This window comes from Capnocytophaga cynodegmi DSM 19736 (assembly GCF_000379185.1).
Classification (GTDB): Bacteria; Bacteroidota; Bacteroidia; order Flavobacteriales; family Flavobacteriaceae; genus Capnocytophaga; species Capnocytophaga cynodegmi.
In genome coordinates this window covers 72393-91610 of record NZ_KB900715.1, presented here as the reverse complement: position 1 = coordinate 91610, position 19218 = coordinate 72393, and the positions used below count along the sequence as shown (strand labels likewise).

14 protein-coding genes are annotated in these 19218 nt (G+C 33.1%); 5 read left to right on the top strand and 9 right to left on the bottom strand.

The genetic code is table 11. The features are described from left to right. Positions 1-40: 40 nt before the first annotated feature. Together YW9_RS0105690 and YW9_RS0105685 are read right to left on the bottom strand one after the other, a co-directional pair. Positions 41-1927 (bottom strand): ABC-F family ATP-binding cassette domain-containing protein, encoded by a 1887-nt coding sequence (locus YW9_RS0105690; RefSeq protein ID WP_018279227.1) that lies wholly within the window; start codon positions 1925-1927, stop codon positions 41-43. A gap of 91 nt (positions 1928-2018) precedes the next feature. Next, complete coding sequence (locus YW9_RS0105685) at positions 2019-5246, bottom strand: UvrD-helicase domain-containing protein (protein WP_018279226.1); 3228 nt, start codon at positions 5244-5246, stop codon at positions 2019-2021. Between the two features lie 574 nt (positions 5247-5820). Here YW9_RS0105685 and YW9_RS0105680 point away from each other — a divergent pair. Then, on the top strand, positions 5821-6549 hold the full coding sequence (locus YW9_RS0105680; RefSeq protein WP_018279225.1) for a DUF6261 family protein: 729 nt from the start codon (positions 5821-5823) through the stop codon (positions 6547-6549). 169 nt (positions 6550-6718) lie between these two features. Here YW9_RS0105680 and YW9_RS0105675 read toward each other — a convergent pair whose 3' ends face one another. The 5 genes from YW9_RS0105675 to YW9_RS0105655 all read right to left on the bottom strand — a co-directional run bounded on the left by YW9_RS0105675 (position 6719) and on the right by YW9_RS0105655 (position 11885). Continuing rightward, entirely contained in the window at positions 6719-8116 is a 1398-nt protein-coding gene (locus YW9_RS0105675) for a TlpA family protein disulfide reductase (RefSeq protein WP_018279224.1), read from the bottom strand. A gap of 522 nt (positions 8117-8638) precedes the next feature. Next, a complete protein-coding gene (locus YW9_RS0105670) occupies positions 8639-9388 on the bottom strand; it encodes a uroporphyrinogen-III synthase (RefSeq protein ID WP_018279223.1) in 750 nt (249 codons plus the stop codon). 69 nt (positions 9389-9457) lie between these two features. Next, positions 9458-10117, bottom strand: a complete 660-nt coding sequence (locus YW9_RS0105665) for a DUF4271 domain-containing protein (protein WP_018279222.1) — start codon at positions 10115-10117, stop codon at positions 9458-9460. Between the two features lie 8 nt (positions 10118-10125). After that, positions 10126-10542, bottom strand: coding sequence for a DUF4296 domain-containing protein (locus YW9_RS0105660; protein ID WP_040353839.1), 417 nt, complete (start codon positions 10540-10542; stop codon positions 10126-10128). A gap of 5 nt (positions 10543-10547) precedes the next feature. Further along, the gene (locus YW9_RS0105655) at positions 10548-11885 is read right to left on the bottom strand and encodes a dihydroorotase (RefSeq protein WP_018279220.1); all 1338 of its coding nucleotides are present in this window, start codon (positions 11883-11885) and stop codon (positions 10548-10550) included. Between the two features lie 281 nt (positions 11886-12166). Here YW9_RS0105655 and YW9_RS0105650 point away from each other — a divergent pair, with 281 nt between their 5' ends. Next, positions 12167-12733 carry a hypothetical protein gene (locus tag YW9_RS0105650; protein WP_018279219.1) on the top strand — a complete coding sequence of 189 codons (567 nt, stop codon included), beginning with the start codon at positions 12167-12169 and terminating at the stop codon, positions 12731-12733. A 40-nt stretch (positions 12734-12773) separates the two neighbouring features. Here the strand turns inward: YW9_RS0105650 and YW9_RS0105645 are convergent, their stop codons facing one another. Beyond that, complete coding sequence (locus YW9_RS0105645) at positions 12774-13439, bottom strand: uracil-DNA glycosylase (RefSeq protein WP_026193851.1); 666 nt, start codon at positions 13437-13439, stop codon at positions 12774-12776. A gap of 86 nt (positions 13440-13525) precedes the next feature. On the opposite strand from YW9_RS0105645, the gene YW9_RS0105640 reads away from it, so the two are divergent. The 3 genes from YW9_RS0105640 to YW9_RS0105630 all read left to right on the top strand — a co-directional run bounded on the left by YW9_RS0105640 (position 13526) and on the right by YW9_RS0105630 (position 16812). Next, positions 13526-15700, top strand: a complete 2175-nt coding sequence (locus tag YW9_RS0105640) for an endonuclease MutS2 (RefSeq protein ID WP_018279217.1) — start codon at positions 13526-13528, stop codon at positions 15698-15700. A gap of 439 nt (positions 15701-16139) precedes the next feature. After that, complete coding sequence (locus YW9_RS0105635) at positions 16140-16334, top strand: hypothetical protein (protein WP_155848735.1); 195 nt, start codon at positions 16140-16142, stop codon at positions 16332-16334. 169 nt (positions 16335-16503) lie between these two features. After that, entirely contained in the window at positions 16504-16812 is a 309-nt protein-coding gene (locus tag YW9_RS0105630; RefSeq protein ID WP_026193849.1) for a hypothetical protein, read from the top strand. 100 nt (positions 16813-16912) lie between these two features. On the opposite strand, the gene YW9_RS0105625 is transcribed toward YW9_RS0105630, so the two are convergent. Next, the gene (locus YW9_RS0105625) at positions 16913-19135 is read right to left on the bottom strand and encodes an NADP-dependent isocitrate dehydrogenase (protein WP_018279214.1); all 2223 of its coding nucleotides are present in this window, start codon (positions 19133-19135) and stop codon (positions 16913-16915) included. Positions 19136-19218: the final 83 nt, after the last annotated feature.

Below are 19218 nucleotides of genomic sequence, written 5' to 3'. Positions count from 1 at the left end.
TCAAGATATCGAACACCATATTTTGATGAAAAGCTTTTATTTATCCCATTAATTCTTCCCATTCTTGCATTAATTTTTCAAGTTCTTTTTTCTTTAAATCGTACTTTTTATAGAAATCATCACTTTGAACTTCTTGTCCCATCTGGAAATTCATTTGTTCTATTTCTTTTTCAATGTCAGTAATCAAATTTTCGATTTTATTAATCTTATTTTGTATTGTTTTCTGTTGTTTTTGTTGCTCGAAGGATAGTTTTTCTTTTTTTTCTACGTTTTTTGCTTCCGAAACGACTTCTTTGTTTTGTTCAATCTCTCGGAAATTTTCGACAGCTCGTTGTTCCAAATAAAAATCAATATCCCCTAAGTATTCTTTGATGTTTTTATTTTTGAATTCGTAAACCTTATCGGTTAATCCTTGTAGAAAATCACGGTCGTGCGAAACGATAATGAGCGTTCCCTCAAAGTTTTGCAATGCTTTCTTTAATACATTTTTTGATTTGATATCCAAATGGTTCGTAGGCTCGTCCATTACCAGAACGTTAAAGTCGGAAAGTAGCATTTTCGCTAAAGCCAAACGATTGCGTTCTCCTCCCGAAAGAACTTTTACCTTTTTTTCAACATCATCGCCTCGGAAAAGGAAAGAACCTAAAATATCTCTGATATTCATTCGGTTACTATCGTTGGCTGCGTGAAACATCGTATCGACTACACTCACTTCTCCGTCCAGATATGCTGCCTGATTTTGAGCAAAGTAACCTAATTGAACGTTGTGACCCAATCTGATGCTTCCTTCAAACGGAATTTCATCAACAATCATTTTGGCTAAAGTAGTTTTTCCTTGTCCGTTTTGCCCTACAAAAGCAATTTTACTTCCTCTTTCAATCAGTAAATCAATATTTTGTAAAACTTCTTTTTCGCCGTAATTTTTTGAAGCATTTTGGATTTCCAAAACTACTTTACCTGGAGTTACCGAAACAGGAAAACGAACGTTCATCACAGCATTGTCTTCCTCATCAACTTCAATGCGTTCGATTTTGTCCAACTTTTTCATAAGCGACTGAGCCATAGAAGCTTTTGTGGCCTTTGCTCGGAACTTTTCAATAAGTTTTTCTGTTTGTTGAATTTTCTTTTCCTGATTTTTCTGCGAAGCTAATTGTTGCTCACGAATTTCCTGACGAAGTTCTAAAAATTTGGAATAAGGTTTGGGATAATCGTAAATTTTTCCGACAGAAATTTCAATAGTTCGGTTTGTTACGTTATCCAAAAACATTTTGTCGTGAGAGACAATAACTACCGCTCCAGCATAAGTTGTCAAAAATTGTTCTAGCCAAATGATGGATTCAATATCCAAATGGTTCGTAGGCTCGTCAAGTAATAGAATATCATTGTTTTGCAGGAGCAATTTAGCAAGTTCAATTCGCATTCGCCACCCCCCTGAAAATGTATCTGTTTGTTTTTGAAAATCAGAACGTTGAAAACCAAGTCCGAGCAATACTTTTTCTGTATTTCCTTTATATTGATAGCCTCCGATGATTTCATAACGATGTGTTATCTCGCTCAGTGTGTCCATCAAGTTATGATAAGATTCGCTTTCGTAATCTGTGCGGAGTTCCATTTCGTTATGGATTTGGTCTATTTTCTCTTCCAAATGTTTTATTTCCTGAAAAGCTTGGTAAGCTTCCTCCAGAATCGTTCTTCCGTTTTCAAAATCAATATCTTGTTTTAAAAAACCGATGTTTATCTCCTTGTCTGTAGCAATAGTTCCCGAATCGGGTTTGAGTTCCTTTGCCAGAAGTTTCAACATTGTAGATTTTCCAGCTCCATTTTTTCCGATAAGCCCTACGCGGTCACCTGCATTGAGCATAAAAGCAACATTTTCAAACAAATATTCCCCCTGAAATGAAACGGATAAATCGTGTACGTTCAGCATAAATTAATTTTAATATGAAAAATTTAGCGGGTGCAAAGATATGTATTAAACTCAAATAAAAGAAAAGTGATGAGAAAAAAATATCTCATTTTTAACTCTTTACTATCTTTTCCTCGTCCAGATAAATTAAATATTTTCCGATGACTTCCCAACCCAAATCGGATAGAATGTGAGCATAGTTTCGCATTTGTAAATGATGCTTGTCGTTGGGCTTTCCGGTTTTATAATCGATGATTACAGCTTGTTTGCTCTTCGGGTTGAATGCAATTCGGTCAGGGCGAAAGAATTTCCCTGATTTATCGATAAACTCTCTTTCGATGAAATAGGTATAATTTTCAGAAAAGAACTCACTGATTTTTTTATCTTGGATTAATTTTAAAAGTTGTTCCAAAACAATTTTGTACTGCTCATCGGTTAGCATACCTTCTGCCAAAGCATTTTTCAAGACGGATTTCAAATCAGAATGATAAACCACTTTTGCAAGAAGCTCGTGCATTAAGTTTCCTTTCTCAATAGATTCTTTTCGGGCAGTATCCCATAGCAGAGAAGCTCCCGTAGCTATTTTGTAATTAGGTGTTGTCCAACCTTTTTGAAAATTAATTAATCCTTCTGTAGTTGAGGTTTGTTTTTTTTCTTTAATAGGAAAAATAGGATTTCCGAATTCGTATCTCAAGAAATCATCATTCCATTGCCCTTTCATTTCGATAAAACTTTTAAAAAGAGAACCATAGGTTTCTGTTTTTGTGTCGGACTTGATGTTCTTCTTCGTGGCAGCTTTTGGCAAAGATGTGATTACATACAGAAAAGATTCTGGGCGTGTCATTGCAACGTAAAGCACATTAATCTGGTCTAACAAATGTTGCTCGTGATGCTGACGAATAATTTCCTCTGTTTGGGGTTCAAAATTTATAAGAGATTTGTTTGTTTCTATCAAAAGAGTATCAAATCCGCTAAAATCTTTGTTTGAAACAGGATACCAAATCGTTTGGTTACGCGATTCGATGAGTTTACTATCTGCAAAGGCATAAATAATGACGGGAGCTGATAAACCTTTACTTTTATGAACGGTCATTACAGTAATAGCGTTCAATCCTTCTGGGAGACTAATACTTAACTTTTCTTTTTCTTCCTCCCAAAATGTTAAGAACTCTGCAAGTCCGCCCTTATGTGTATTTTTAAAATCGAATATCAAATCCAGAAAATGCGTTAAGTAAGCATCCGATTTTCTTGATAAATCAAAACAATTTATAATCAAAGTAATTCCTTCGTACAAAGAATGCGAATGAAATTTGCTCACAGAAAAGTTGTGGTCATCGAAAAAAGTTTCGATAGGCTCCTCTATATATTTTGTAATGAATTGATGTATCTGTTCGATACCTTTAAGTCCTGCAAACTCAAAAAGCATCTTAACTTTAAGCTCCTGACTATTTTTATTATACAATAAATGTAACAACGAGATTAAAAATTGTATGGAAGCAATGTTCTTAAGCAATAACGAATCAGGAGAAATAACATTTCTTCCTTTTGAAGACAAGAAAGAAGCAACAGCAGCTCCTTCTTTGTTTGTGCGAACCAAAATGGTAATATCTTTGTCTTCTGCTCCTGATTGATTCGCGTGATTGATTGCTTCAAAAATAGCGTTACAGTATGTGATTTCTCTTTCTGTGAAAATATCAAAAAGACTACTTTCTTCTGAAGGGATTTCTTCAAAATCTTCTGTTGAATCGGTTGTATCCAAGTTTACAAACTGAATGCTTAAATATCCTTCTGGTAAAAACTTATTTCGTTTGCTTTCAGGATAATTCTGCATAGCATTTAAGTACAACGCTCTGTATTTTTCTGATTCAAACTTACCTGCCACAAAACTAAAGAAATGATTATTGAAATTGATGATAGTTTCAAGGCTTCGGTAATTATCTTCCAAATTTATGGTTTGCCCTTTGATGAAAAAAGGATTTTCTTCGTTGGAGTACAAACTCATAAATTGTTCTGCTTTACCTCCACGCCATCGATAGATGGATTGCTTAGCATCTCCTACCAATAACAAACTACCTTTTTGTTTGGTAACGTTTTCACTCTGTACAGCATTTAAAATAAGCGGAATAAGATTTTTCCATTGCAAAACAGAAGTGTCCTGAAACTCATCAATAAAATAATGCCTGTAACGTTCCCCGATGCGTTCATATATAAACGGAGCTGGTTGAGAAGAAATTTCGCTGGAAATAACACCATTAAATTCCCAAATTGGTAAAATATCCTCTTCATCTTTTATAAGCTCTATTTCGTTTTGGATACGATTAAGCAATGCCAAAGGCACAACAAACTTAAGTGCATTTTTTGAGAAATTAAACAATCCAAAAGCCTCTTTAACAGTTGAAAAGTAAGAGAAAATTTGTGGCTGAAGGCTATCTATTAAATCTGTGTTTAAGTTTTTTGCATTGGTTTTTGCATACAAAGGCTCGGAGGCTAAATTTTCTTGCCACGCAGCTCCCCAATTAAGTTCTTTTTCAGGATTTTCATCAATACCTTTAAAAAAATTATATGCATGACCTCCTTTAAAAGCAGATTTATCCAAATTATTTTCATCTAACAGATTTAAAAATGCAACGGCTGTTTCTTTTATTATTGAAATTGATTCATTTTTTTTCTTGAATAAATTTCTTTTCAGGGCTTTAAAATCTTCTAAATCTTTCTTCTTTAAAGTATTGAGTTGCCAGTAATGATTTTCATTAGTTAGCATATTAGCTACTCGGAAAAGCTCATTGCTGATATCCCAATTTTTATCTTCTTTTATCTTATCATTTGAAAATTCTGTAAGCAAATTTGTTAATTCATCATCAGTTCCTGCCAGATTTAATAAGTTATCAACAGCACGTTGTAATAATGTCTTTGCATCTAACTGAACTTCAAAAAATTGGTTTAGTCGCAAATCAAAAGCAAAGCTACGAATAAGCTGGTGATTAAAACCATCAATGGTACTGATATTAAAAGAAGCGTAATTATGCAAAATGTGTTTGAGAATGTCTTCCGAACGCATTTTTAGCTCCATTGGTGCAAGTTTTAGCTCCTTACAAAGTTCATCAAACATTGCATCAGGCTCGGAAAGGCTCTTTTCATCTGAAAATAACGTGAGATATTCTATAATTCTGTTTTTCATCTCAAAAACAGCCTTGTTGGTAAAGGTTATAGCCAGTAAACTTCTGAATAACTCAGGATTTTTGCTCGATAAGATAATTTTTAAATAGGATTTGGCAAGACTATACGTCTTCCCAGAACCTGCAGAAGCATTATAAATAGTATAAGAAGATGAAGATTGCATACTAAAATTTTGGTGCTAAAATAAGAAAAAAGCATAAACAATGAAAATTCTTCTCTTTACTTTAAATTTTTACAAAGATGTATCATATTTTTTGATGTAAAATCGTATTTATGTCTGTCAGGATTACAAAATTTGAGGTTAATATACTTGTATATTCATTATTTTATTTATGAATGGTGTTGTTTTTTATAAAAGTAAGGTTATTTATGTCTTTTTTATTATGATTTAATTTTAAATGTATTAGAAAAATATTTTTTTAGATAAGATGATGAGCAATCTTTTATGAATAAAAAATTTTCAAGAAAGATTGTATACAATCTTGCATAAAAAAAACTTTTTCAGATAAGATTGTATATAATCTTATTCCAAAAACTTTTTTTAAGATGAGACGTTCTGCAATCTAAGCTCAAAAACATTTTTTTAAAAAGAATTAAAAACATTCCTGATTTATATTTCATAAAATTATGTTTTGAAAAAGAGAGAAAGTATTAAAATATTGTGAATTAACAAAATAACATACAAAATGGCTTGTTTTTTGTGGTTTAAAAATTAAATAATTGTAAATTTAATCAAAATGGAAAAATTGGTAAAAATTAAAAACATTTATTTAACGAGGTTAAATAATGCTCAGTATTTGCACTTTATGATTGAAGTGGAAAAGTTGGTTCGTACTACTACGCTGGAAAAACTGCAAATCAGTGAAAAGTTATTCCAAAAGTTTCAGGAAAATATCAAAATTTTAACTGAAAAGGCGTACGAAAATCGTTCCGAACAGCAAACCAAAGAATTAATGAAGCTGGATAAGGAACGAGATAATATCGTTAGATATTTGTTGGCAAGTATTCGTAATGAGCGTAAGTCACACATTGTTAAACGTAAAGAAGCGTCCGAAAGTTTGTATGAAGCAACTAAGAATTACAAAAATGTACCTACAATGGAGTACAACGAAGAGTCGGTTGCTATTCGTGCATTGTTAAGCGACCTTGCATCGGACAAAAATGCGAAAGATGTTGCTACACTGGGGCTTACAGCAACGTTAGAACACCTAAAAACGCTAAACGAAGACTTTGAAAAACAAATGGGTGACCGAACTTTTGTGCAATCTTCCAAAGAAACAGGAAGCACGAAAAAGGTTCGTAAGGAAACCAATCTGATTTATGATGAAATTGCCTTGAGAGCCCAATCGCAAAGCATTGCTATTCCATCGGTAGAGGCGAGTACTTTTGTTGCGGTATTAAACAAACTTATTGATGATTCTTTAATTTTAAGTCGTTCCAAACAAAAGCCTGACACTTCGGAATAAACAAGCAACAACCTCAATTAAAATGAATCACTTAAAAAACAAAATCAAGCTAAGTAAACCACTTTATGTGAATGTTACTTAACTTGATTTTTTATGTAAACAAGAAAATTATCCAATTTTTTGTTTTACAAACGTCGAGTTTTGTTTTTTTCAAAAAGTATTGCTTGAATTACAATCCTAATTGAGTGAAAAGCTCAACGATTTCTTTATCGGAAGGTCTTGGAGCATCTGCACTAACGATTTTTCCTTCGGTATCAATCAGAATAAAACGTGGGATACCTGTAATAAGATAGTTTTTCACAAAATCAGATTTCCAGTCGCTATCTGCAATAAGTTGCGTACCTACCAAACCTTGGTCAGTAACAAATTGTTTCCATTTTTCGTAGTTTTTCTTCTCATCAACCGAGATGCTCACGAATTCTACATTTTTTCCGTGATATTGCTTTTCGAGTTCTTTTAAATGAGGTATTTCACCAATGCAAGGACCGCACCACGTAGCCCAAACATCAACATACACTACTTTTCCTTTCAAATCCTCCAGTGAAGTGTTTCCGCCTTTGTGGTTTTCAAAGTTGAAAGAAGGCGATGGCTTACCAGCTTCCAAGGCTTTGATTTTTTCGTAACGTTCGTTGATATTTTTTTTCAGGCTCTCATTTGCAATGTTATTAGTTAAATCCTCATAGAAGAAATTGAGAACTTTTGCACTTGGAAGCCCCGCATTCATTATTTGAGACGAAGCGATGCTGTTTTTGATGTTTCTACTTTTTATTTTCTTAAAATTCTCGATAACAATGTCATCATAGATATTTTTAGTTTCTTTTTCGTTAGCTTCTCCTTCGGCAATTCCTTCAGTTTTCTTTTTCAAATCTGCGTTTACATTTTCTCTGAATTTTAACATTGAAAGATCTACATATCTTGGTGAAAAATCAAAGTCAGCAGCGTTGTCAAAGTCAGATGTTGTTACTTTAGGGAAGTTTTCCGAAACTTTAAAGTCATTATTTTTGATAAAATATCCGTGATAGAATTCGTAATTTGTAAGCCAAAGGTCTTTTCCGTATTCAATACTTCTTAGCTCATTTTCTTTAAAATCAGCTACAGAAGGTGTGATTTTGTTGAGTGTTTTTTTTTGTTTGTTTGTCAGCTCGTTAACTTTGTTTACAAACTCGGTCTCTTCAAGCGAATAGATGTGTTTTCCTAAGGCTTTTAAATCCTCACGAATTGTTGCTTCTTTCTGAGCTAAGTAATTGTTCTCTACAGCCAAATCGCCAGTGTATGTGATGGGATCCATCGTCTCATTTTCTGCTTCGAACGATAAGTTTTTACCTTTGTGCAGATACACATATTGGCGTCCTATTCTGTATGAGCCATTGTGTGTAATGTGCAGTGTGTCAGAGAACGACCCATCGGCATTGATGCTAATTTCTTTTTCAAAGTCGTGGCTTCTTACGGTAATTTTTTCTTCTTGCGGACTTGTGAATTTTCCTGAAATAACTACATATTCAGGTGCTTTTTTTTCACACGACTGAAGCAAAATAATAGCCAAAAGTGCAGTGATACTTCTTTTCATTTCAATAAGTTTTGTGAATTATAATGCCACAAAATTACAAATTGTTATTGAATAAAAAAATGTTTTTTATATTATGTGGTAACAGAAATTTGAAGATTTATGTTGTTTTTGTAATTTCTTAATTTTGTTTGTGGTACTTTGTTTTATTTTTTCTAATTCTGAAGTTTATTTCTGAACGAAAACTCATAGTTCTACCATTATTAAAAGTAAAATGATGTTATAAAGGTTTGTTTGATTGTATTTAACAAAAATATGATGTGCTAATAATTGATTGTATGAGTTTTGTAATCGATATATTCGGAAATAAATGTTTCAAAATGATTTTTTCTTCCAAATTATTCAACAAAAAGAAAGGCAGGAGAGTATAAAATTTTTAACTGATTACCAATGTTTTTTGACTTAGTTTTGTTTAGCGTTTAACCTGCTTATAATTTTGGCAAATAGATATAAAAATAAATCCCAAATGCATAACTTTTTGGGTGTATGTATTTGGGAGTAATTGATTGTATGTGAAGTTTTAAGCTATTTTTTTCCGTTTACCTTGCTGATATATTGTTCCAAAGCCATTGTCATTGACGGAGTTTCAGGCGAAGGTGCTTTTATATCAATAACGAGTCCAGCTTCTTGTGCTGCTTTCAGTGTAGAGTCGCCATACACAGCAATTCGCGTCTTTTTTTGGCTGAAATCAGGAAAGTTTTTAAATAAAGATTCAATACCTGCAGGGCTAAAAAAAGCTAAAATATCATATTTGAAATCTTTTATTCCTGACAAATCACAATGAACAGTTTTGTAAAAAATAGCTCTTTCCCATTTGATTTTCAAGTCGTTCAGTGATTTTGTGATGTCCGCTTTGTGCACATCTGAACACGGGAATAGGAAATTTTCATCTTTGTATTTCTTCAGGATAGGTAACAAGTCCGAAAATTCTTTTTTACCCACGTATATTTTTCTTTTTCTGTAAGTTATGTACTTTTGTAAGTAAAAGGCAATCGTTTCGGATTGGCAAAAATATTTCATTGTGTCAGGAACTTTAAAACGCATTTCCTCTGCAATTCTGAAATAATGGTCTACTGATTTTCTGCTGGTTAAGATAATGGCAGAGAATTTTGTTAGGTCAATTTTCTGCATCCGAATGTCTTTGGCAGTCATTCCTTCAACTTTAATGAAAGGAATAAAATCTATTTTTACTTTTTGGTTTTCAATAATTTGAGCATAAGGAGAAGTCTCCATCTTAGGTTCTGGTTGTGAAACTAAAATTGTCTTTACTTTCATAAGTTTGTTCTATTGTTCATCTAAGCTAAATCATATTCTATAAAAGATATGAATAAAGCAAATTAATTTCTATAAAATATTACTTTTACAGATTAAAAACACATAGGGTGCTATTTCAAAGGTGCAAAGATACAAAATAAAATAAATAATGTATGGTTTTATTGTTTTTTGATTTATTTTAATTATGTTAATCCACCCTAAAATATTGATAATTAGTAGTATAGTTAGAAGTATATAAAAGTAAATTTCACGCAAAGAAGTTGAGAACATCAAGAAAAACAAAAAAGTAGTTATAAAGATGGAAGCATAACTTGAGTAGGCAATTCGGCTAAAAATATAAGTTTTGCTAAATCCTTTTAAATCAAATAAATAGCTTATCCCTTTTTGAATAAATAATTTTAAAATCAGAAAACATAGAATAACTAAGGCTATATCCAAAAAAAGAAAGCCCGTGCTGAGAGAAAGATTTATTTTAAAAAATTGTCCCCAAATGTAGAAAAATAAACTCAACGAAAACCACTGCAAAAAGAAAGAAACCACTGTGAAGAGTTGTACTTTGCGTTCTTTTTTTTCGTAAATAATGATGTATTTATTGTTAAAAGGAAGTTTCAGGTATTCTGAAAAATGATGTGGATAAGTAGCTTTCAAAAGGGCTATTATCACAAAAATGAAAAGAAAAAGTGGAAATGTCCAAGATAAAAAGGCTTCTTGTAGTAATTTGGATTCCAATGTTTTAACTATTTTAAAGGTTCGTTGTTCTCCAATGAATCAATAGTTGGGATTGTTTCATCAGAAAGGAGTTTTTCCGTTTCATTTGGCTTTTCTGACAATTTATCGCGTTCTTTCTGTAGCAATGTATCTACGTTTTTGATTATTTTGTCATACTTTTTAGGGAAAGAAGCATAATAAACCATATTTTCAGCAAAAGAAAGGCTGTCAATTCCGTATTTTTTATAAATAATTTCATTAACATTGAAACTTATTGTGTCCATTAATTGATAATCTACACTTTTTATGGCGTCAAAAACAGCTAAATCATACATTAAGCTCTCCATTTCTTTCTCTGAAAGTAATTTTTCTGGTTTTGAAACGATATTTCGTCCGCAAGAAACTAAAAAAAGTACAAATATGATATAAAAAAACTTTGATTTCATAAAACTCATCGATTGAAAGTAACACGCATTCCCTGTGGAATTGGATTTACTTTTCCGTTTTCATAAACTAAATTTCCGCCGACAAAGGTAGCAATTATTTTTGAATGAAATGTGTTGCCTTCAAAAGGAGACCAGCCGCACTTGTACAATATGTTTTCTTTGCTTACTTGCCAAGGATTGTTCAAATCAACCAAAACTAAATCAGCATAATAACCCTCACGAATAAATCCTCGTTCTTTGATTTCGAATAAAATAGCTGGATTGTGACACATTTTTTCTACAATTTTCTCAATAGAGATTTTCCCTTTTCGAGCATTTTCAAGCATTGCTACGAGAGAATGTTGTACTAATGGTCCTCCTGACGGGATTTTTGAATAAATTGTGTTTTTCTTCTCGTCGAGGGTGTGTGGAGCGTGGTCTGTTGCGATTACGTCCAATCGGTCATCAAGCAGTGCTTTCCACAACTGCTCTCGGTCGTTGGAAGTTTTTACAGCAGGATTCCATTTAATGAAGTTACCTTTGCTTTTGTAATCTTCATCGGAAAACCACAGATGATGAACACATACTTCTGCGGTTATTTTTTTGTCTTTCAGAGGAATGTCATTTCTGAAAAGTTCTGTTTCTTGAGCTGTAGAAAGGTGAAAAACGTGTAATCTTGCTCCTGTTTTTTCTGCCAAACGAATGGCTTTTGATGAGGATAAAAAACAAGCCTCACTGCTTCGGATAAGTGGATGGTTTTCTATTGGTATATGTTCGCCATAACGCTGGGTGTATAATTCTGTATTTCGGCGAATGGTTTGCTCGTCCTCACAATGTGCGGCAATAACCAAGTCAATATTTGAGAAAATGGTTTCGATGGTTTTTTCGTCATCCACCAACATATTTCCTGTTGAAGAACCTAAAAAGAGTTTTATGCCCACGCAAGCATTTCGGTCTAATTGTTTGAGCTGTTCTAAGTTATCGTTGGTCCCACCGAGAAAGAAAGAATAATTAGCAAAAGACGTTTTGGAAGCGATGGCAAATTTTTCTTCTAAAAGTTCTATAGTTGTAGTTTGTGGAGATGTGTTGGGTTGCTCGAAGAATGTTGTTACGCCTCCTGCTATGGCAGCAGCACTTTCTGTTGCAATATTGGCTTTATGAGTTAGTCCAGGTTCACGAAAATGGACTTGGTCGTCAATCACTCCTGGTAGTAAATACTTTCCGTTAGCGTCAATAATTTTATAATTATTTTTGGCAGAAATTTCAGAAGCGACCTTCTCAATACGATTTCCGTTGATTAACAAGTCACCTTTTAAAATCTGATTTTCATTTACAATATTTGCATTTTTGATGAGTGTTTTCATAAGTTTAAAAAGTGGATAAACTACGCCAAAGGTAGTATATTATTCTTTAGGATACAAGTTATTGTAAAAGATAAATAATTAAATTGTTAAATAAATAAAAAAGTGAAAATGTTTTATTTATGGATACGTTGAATCTAACTTTTTGTAAATGAGTAATTCGAGAAGAATTAATTGCATATTTTTATTGATTTGTTGATAATGAAATTCTTAAAGTTTTGTGATATTATAATTCGGTTTGTTTTATTTTCTATATTTGTGCCGTATAATTTAAATATAGGTAGATGAAAATGAAATTTTACACATTTATTATTGGATTGTTTTTAGTGCAAATATCTTTTGCTCAGGAAAATACAACTCCAAAGGATACACTGATAACAGTATTGCCTGTTACCAAAACTGAAGCTGAGTTGAAAGCTGAAAAAGAAATGCTGAAAGCTGAACAAAAGGCTCAGAAACAGAAGGAAAAAGCACTGAAAGCTGAAGAAAAAGCCAGAAAAGCTGAAGAGAAGGCTAAAAAAGACGCAGAAAAAGCAGAACAAAAAGCTAAAAAAGCTGAAGAGAGAGCTAAAAAGGAGGCTCAGAAAGCAGAAAAAGAAGCTCAAAAAAACAAACAAAATTTAGCAAAAGCTAATCAGGAGGTTCTGAAAATACAAACTCAAATCAAAAAGAAAGAGAATGAGTTAGCTCGAGAAGAAAATAAGTACAATGTGAAGAAAGCCAAAGGGAATCTTTCACCTAATGATGAGGCTAAGTACAAAGGAAAAATTCTTAAAAAGCAACAAGATATCAATAATTTGAATCTTAAGTTGATAAAAGCACAAGGGAAAGTAAACAAATATTCTAAGTAGTAAAAAATAATAAAAGCTGACCTAAAAGTCAGCTTTTTTATTACCACAAAATGCCTTTCTTTCCTATTGATTCCAAAAATGCGTTTGTTTTGCTAAAGTGTTTATTACCAAACCAATATCCTCTATTGGCGCTCAAAGGTGATGGATGCCCAGAAGTTAATATGTAATGCTTTGAAGCGTCAATTAATGCTGATTTTTTCTTGGCATATCCGCCCCAAAGTAAAAAGACAACTTGATTACTTTTTTCTGAAACTACACGAATAACTGAGTCAGTAAACGTTTCCCAACCTTGATTTTGATGGCTTCCAGCCTGATTAGCACGAACCGTTAATGTAGCATTTAGGAGTAAAACACCCTGTGAAGCCCATCTTTCTAAGTTGCCACTTGCTGGGTAAGGAATGCCCAAATCTTGTTCAATTTCCTTGAAAATATTTACAAGAGAAGGAGGATGTTCTATTCCATCTTGTACGGAAAAACATAGTCCATTAGCTTGATTTGCACCGTGATATGGGTCTTGTCCTATGATGACAACTTTCACATTTTCAAATGGGCAATGTTCAAAAGCTGAAAATATTTGACTTCCTTTGGGATAGCAAATTCCCCTTGAATATTCATTTTTTACAAAAGCGACTAAGTTTTTAAAATAATCTTTCTCAAATTCGTTTGCTAAATGAGGTTTCCAGCTTGAATGAATGTTTACTTCCATTTTTTTAATACTTTTGCCAATCAATTCACCTACAAAGGTAAAAAATAATTTGGAATTATAAAACAATTCAATATACAACAACATAAATGATTCATTCAAAAACACTTGAAGATTTAGAATTTAGCACAGTATTACATCAAGTTTCCGAAATATGCCAAACCGAATTAGGTAAGAAATACGCCTTGCGAATCAAACCTTTTCAGGATAAAGAAACATTGCTTTTTGCGTTGCAACAAACCAATGAATATTTGTCGTCTTTCCAGAACAATAACGTGATTCCTGCTCATAGTTGTGAAAAAGTTAGTCACGAAATTAAACTTCTTCAAATTGAGAATACTACACTCGAAATTGCAGGTATTCGAAAGCTTTACACATTGTCGCAAACGGTAAATACACACATTCTTTTTTTCAGAAAGTTCAAAGAATTATATCCTATATTGCATCAAACTTCGGAGAGCATTGAGTACACTACCGAAATTGTAGAAGCCGTTGAAAAAATCATTGATAAATTTGGTGAAATAAAAAATGAAGCATCACCTGTTTTAGCTAATATTCGTAAGGAAATCAATCAGTTAAAAGGTAAAATTAACGAAAGTTTCAATCGAGCATTAGCTGAATACAATGCTTCTGATTATTTAGATGATATTCGCGAAACGGTGGTGGAAAATCGTCGTGTACTTGCTGTTAAAGCGATGTATCGAAGAAAAATTCAGGGAACTGTTTTAGGAAGCTCAAAAACAGGTAGTATCGTGTACGTCGAGCCACGCCAAACTGAGATGTATTCACGCGAACTTACCAATTTGCTCTATGACGAAAAGGAAGAAATACAACGAATTTTAAAGCAACTCACTACATTTTTAAGTGAATTCGTATCACTTTTTAGGGATTACCAAAGTTATATCACAGCGATTGATATTATCTATGGAAAGGCAAAATATGCTTTGAGTATGAATGCTTTACTTCCTGAAATCACTGACGAACGTATTTTGGATTTGAAAGAAGCCTATCATCCTTTGTTGTATTTGAATAACTTGAAAAAAGGAAGTGTCACTTATCCACAAAACATTCAACTTTCCGACGAATCACGCATAATTGTTATTTCTGGTCCTAATGCAGGAGGGAAAAGTATCACCTTGAAAACCATAGGGTTATTACAGTTAATGCTACAAAGTGCAATGCTTATTCCTGTTCATCATCGTTCAAAGATGTGTTTGTTTGAGCGGATACTAACTGATATTGGAGATAATCAATCTATTGAAAATCATTTGAGTACATATAGCTATCGACTTAAAAATATGAATTATTTTTTAAGGAAATGTAATGCTAATACGCTATTTTTGATTGATGAATTTGGAACGGGAAGTGACCCCGAATTAGGTGGAGCTTTGGCAGAAGTTTTTCTTGAGGAATTTTATCATAGAAAGGCTTTTGGAGTAATTACAACGCATTATGCTAATTTGAAGATTCTTGCCAATGAGCTTCCAAATGCTACCAATGCTAATATGTTGTTCAATGACAAGACGTTAGAACCTATTTACAAACTCATTGTAGGTGAGGCGGGTAGCTCATTTACCTTTGAAGTAGCACAGAAAAATGGAATTCCGTTTGGACTTATAAATCGAGCAAAGAAAAAAATCGAAAAAGGAAAGGTGCGTTTTGATGCTACCATAGCTAAGTTGCAGAAAGAACGTAGCAAAATGGAAAAAACTACTGAAAATCTGAAAGATGAAGAGATAAAAGCCAGAGAAGAAGCTAAACGTTTGGAGGAATTGAATGAAAAAATAAAATCTAAATTAGTAAATTATCAGGAATTGTACGACCAAAATCAAAAAATGATTTACTTAGGAAATAAAGTTGATGAGATTGCCGAACGTTACTTTTATGATGGTAAAAAACGAGCTTTAGTTTCTGATATTCTGAGGATTATAGAGAGTGAAAACGCCAAACGGAAGCAACTTTCCAAGCTAGAAAAGGCTAAACAAAAGCAGCAGAAAAAAGAAACCGAATCTGAAGTTCAAAAAGAAATGGAGGTTATTCGCATTCAGAAGAAAACAGAGAAAAAAGAAAAAATAAAACAAGAAAAGGTTGCCAAAGAAAAAATGCAACGAGCCTTGAAAGTGAATGATAGAGTGCGGATTAAAGACAGCCGAAGCGTGGGAAGTATTGATAAAATTGAAAAAGATAAAGCTGTTGTTAATTACGGAATGTTTACCACTTTAGTCGCTCTTTCTGAATTGGAATTGGTAGAGAAAAAAAACTAAAAAACTTATTTTCTAATTATATGATTTTTAAATTTTTACATTGTTTTGTAAATTAGATTTAGTTAATAAAAGGTTAAAGTTGTTGTGCGTTTTCTGATATTGCAGTACCTTAGTGGTCGCTAGTTTGATGGGACGGGAGTTCCACAATCTAAGTTTTTTTCATGCTATATTAGATTTTAATTAAATTATTAGAGAATAGGCTGTCGGGGTGATAGCCTTTCTTTTTTCTGAAAGTTCAAAAATACACATTTAATGTGTGTAAAAATTATATGCTTTTTGTGTAAATTACACATTTTTTCTTCAGTGTGTAAAGCCGTTTTAAATTTTTGTATCTTCTTTTTTATTCTGATAAACAGGTTTTTATGAAATTATTTTTGAGCTAATGCCGATTTGGTATGCTTTTTTCAATATACATAATGCAAACAAAAACTCACGTATTATGACAACAGAAAACATAACATCACCAAGATTAGGTAAGCTGTCAGATATGAATCCAATTATGATTTATGATGGTATAATGGAAATGATTTTTCAGGAAGAGGGTAAATCTTCTGAAAGAGTTGTAAAACAGAGAAGTATGTTTGTAATGTTATCAGAGATTTGTAAGAAGGTTGGAAAACTTTTGAAAAAGTAGCATAAGATTGGTATAAATAAAATTAGTACAAAACAAAAAATTAGAAAAAAATTACTCATTTGCAGTCAATTGATTGTTGTTAAAACAAAAAATTAGAAAAAACTAAATTACAAATTAAAATCTTTACTAAGCAGAAAAAAACAATTACTTAAATTAAAAATTAGAACTTATGAAAAAAACTTTGTTTTTAAGCGTATTGGCGTTAGGGAGTATGACAGCCTTCGCACAGGAGAAAAATGTAGAAATTGAAAAATTGGCGGTTGCTGCTGTTCAAGAGGAGGAGTATACTGAAATCGTGAAAGATAAGCTCCCTGCAGCTGTGGTTGAAGCTTTTGAGAAAACCTATGAAGGTGCAAGTATCAAAAAAGCGTATGTAAATGCAAAAGAAGAGTACAAAATTGAGGCTGTAGATAGCAATTCACAAGATTTTGTTGCTTATTTTGACAAAGACGGAAATTTGTTGAAAAAAGATAATTAGGAGTTAGTAGTAGTATTTATATGCATTGTGAGAAAAGGACTTTCTGTTGATAGAAAGTCCTTTTTTTATGAAAAACCTCTTTAAAAAATTTGTTTCAAGTTTATGAAAAAAGAATTCTGCTAAAAGTACCGCTTGGTTGCATTGCAGCATATGTTTTTTGTTCGTTAGGCGAATAGTAACCCTCTATACTGATGCTTTTTCCTTGAACTTCGGCAAGTTCTGCAACGATTCGTTCTTCGTTGTCTTTTAGTTGCTTAGCTATTGGGGCGAATTCTTTTGATAAGTCGGTATCTTTAACTTGTGAGGCTAAGGCTTCCGCCCAGTAAAGTGCTAAGTAAAAGTGACTTCCACGATTGTCCAATTGCCCTAATTTTCGTTGTGGAGATTTGTTGTTTTCCAAAACTTTTTCGGTAGCTTCTCCCAGCGTATTTGCTAAAATAAGTGCTTTCGGATTATTGAATGTGTTTGCCAAATGTTCCAGCGAAACTTCTAAAGCCAAAAACTCTCCAAGTGAATCCCAACGCAAATAATTTTCTTCCAAGAATTGTTCCACGTGTTTTGGAGCAGAACCACCAGCACCTGTTTCAAACAATCCGCCTCCATTCATCAAAGGTACAATGGAAAGCATTTTGGCACTTGTTCCGAGTTCCAGAATAGGGAACAAATCAGTCAAGTAATCACGCAGAACATTTCCTGTAACTGAAATGGTGTCCTCGCCCTTAACCAAACGTTTTAGTGTAAAAAGAGTAGCTTCTTCTGGTGAAAGAATCTTGATTTCCAGTCCGTTTGTGTCGTGATTAGCTAAATATTTTGTTACTTTTTTGATGAGTTCAGCATCGTGGGCACGTTTTTCATCTAACCAAAAAATAGCAGGTGTTTGTGTGGCTTTAGCTCTTGAAACAGCTAATTTAACCCAATCTTGAATAGGAGCATCTTTCACTTGACACATACGCCAAATATCTCCAACTTCCACATTTTGTGATAGATATATAGTTCCGTCTTCGCTAATAACATTTACCACACCATTTTGTGAAATTTCGAAGGTTTTGTCGTGCGAACCATATTCTTCTGCTTTTTGAGCCATTAGACCAACGTTTGGAACTGTTCCCATTGTGGTAGGGTTAAAAGCTCCGTTTTCTTTACAAAAAGCGATAACTTCTTTGTAAATACCTGCGTAACTACTATCGGGAATTACAGCCAAAGTGTCTTGTGTTTCTCCTTTTGCATTCCACATTTTTCCTGAATTGCGAATCATTGCAGGCATTGAAGCGTCAATGATTACATCGCTGGGAACGTGTAAGTTAGTAATTCCTTTGTCGGAATTTACCATTGCCAAATCAGGAGCATTTTCTAACGCAATTTGAATGTCTTTTTCTATTTTTTCTTTTTCAGAAGCTTCTAAATTTGCAATTTTAGCAATCACATCACCAAATCCGTTATTGGCATCAACTCCTATTTTTTTGAATGTATCAGCGTGTTTTTCAAAAACATCGGCAAAGAAAGTACGTACTGCGTGTCCGAAAATAATTGGGTCAGAAACTTTCATCATTGTGGCTTTCATATGCAATGAAAACAAAATGCCTTCATTTTTAGCCAGTTGTACTTGTTCTTTCAAAAATGCAAGTAGTGCTTTTTTACGCATTACTGCAGCATCAATGATTTCGCCTTTTTGCAGGGTGGTTTTTTCTTTTAAAACGATTTTTTCGCCCGAAGTTGTCGTTAATTCAATTTTAACATTATCAGGCTTTTCCATCGTAACAGATTTTTCGCTATGATAGAAATCCCCTTCGGACATTGTTGCTACTTTTGTCAGTGAATCTTTTGACCAAGCTCCCATACTATGCGGATGTTTTTTAGCGTAGTTTTTTACAGCTTTTGGGGCTCTTCGGTCTGAATTTCCCTCTCGAAGCACAGGGTTCACGGCACTTCCTTTAATTTTGTCGTAACGAGCTTTGATGAGTTTTTCGGCTTCTGTTTTTGGTTCTTCAGGATAGTTGGGAAGGTCATAACCTTTTGATTGTAACTCTTTTATAGCTGCAACCAATTGAGGTACGGAAGCACTGATGTTAGGAAGTTTTATGATATTTGCTTCGGGTTCAGTTGCCAATTTTCCCAACTCGGTTAAGGCATCTTCCACTTGCTGTTCTTTTTTCAGAAAATCAGGGAAGTTTGCTAAAATACGCCCCGCAAGTGAAATATCTTTCAACTGAAAATCAATGCCAGAAGATTTTGTAAAACGCTTAACGATAGGCAATAAAGAATGTGTTGCTAAAAAAGGAGCTTCGTCTGTTTTCGTATAAATAATAGTTGCTTTTTTTGACATATTTATGTTATTTTATTTCATAAGTAACAAATGTATGGAAAATAATTTTAATAAAGTAATCTTTTTGGAATAAAAGTTCCAGT

Excerpts from the sequence above, each read along its gene's own strand:
- YW9_RS0105670 (WP_018279223.1), bottom strand. The coding sequence starts at position 9,388 with ATGAAAGTAAAGACAATTTTAGTTTCACAACCAGAACCTAAGATGGAG.
- YW9_RS0105650 (WP_018279219.1), top strand. The coding sequence starts at position 12,167 with ATGAAAATGAAATTTTACACATTTATTATTGGATTGTTTTTAGTGCAA.
- YW9_RS0105630 (WP_026193849.1), top strand. The coding sequence starts at position 16,504 with ATGAAAAAAACTTTGTTTTTAAGCGTATTGGCGTTAGGGAGTATGACA.
- YW9_RS0105660 (WP_040353839.1), bottom strand. The coding sequence starts at position 10,542 with ATGAAATCAAAGTTTTTTTATATCATATTTGTACTTTTTTTAGTTTCT.
- YW9_RS0105680 (WP_018279225.1), top strand. The coding sequence starts at position 5,821 with ATGGAAAAATTGGTAAAAATTAAAAACATTTATTTAACGAGGTTAAAT.
- YW9_RS0105635 (WP_155848735.1), top strand. The coding sequence starts at position 16,140 with ATGACAACAGAAAACATAACATCACCAAGATTAGGTAAGCTGTCAGAT.
- YW9_RS0105645 (WP_026193851.1), bottom strand. The coding sequence starts at position 13,439 with ATGGAAGTAAACATTCATTCAAGCTGGAAACCTCATTTAGCAAACGAA.
- YW9_RS0105675 (WP_018279224.1), bottom strand. The coding sequence starts at position 8,116 with ATGAAAAGAAGTATCACTGCACTTTTGGCTATTATTTTGCTTCAGTCG.
- YW9_RS0105655 (WP_018279220.1), bottom strand. The coding sequence starts at position 11,885 with ATGAAAACACTCATCAAAAATGCAAATATTGTAAATGAAAATCAGATT.
- YW9_RS0105685 (WP_018279226.1), bottom strand. The coding sequence starts at position 5,246 with ATGCAATCTTCATCTTCTTATACTATTTATAATGCTTCTGCAGGTTCT.
- YW9_RS0105690 (WP_018279227.1), bottom strand. The coding sequence starts at position 1,927 with ATGCTGAACGTACACGATTTATCCGTTTCATTTCAGGGGGAATATTTG.
- YW9_RS0105640 (WP_018279217.1), top strand. The coding sequence starts at position 13,526 with ATGATTCATTCAAAAACACTTGAAGATTTAGAATTTAGCACAGTATTA.
- YW9_RS0105625 (WP_018279214.1), bottom strand. The coding sequence starts at position 19,135 with ATGTCAAAAAAAGCAACTATTATTTATACGAAAACAGACGAAGCTCCT.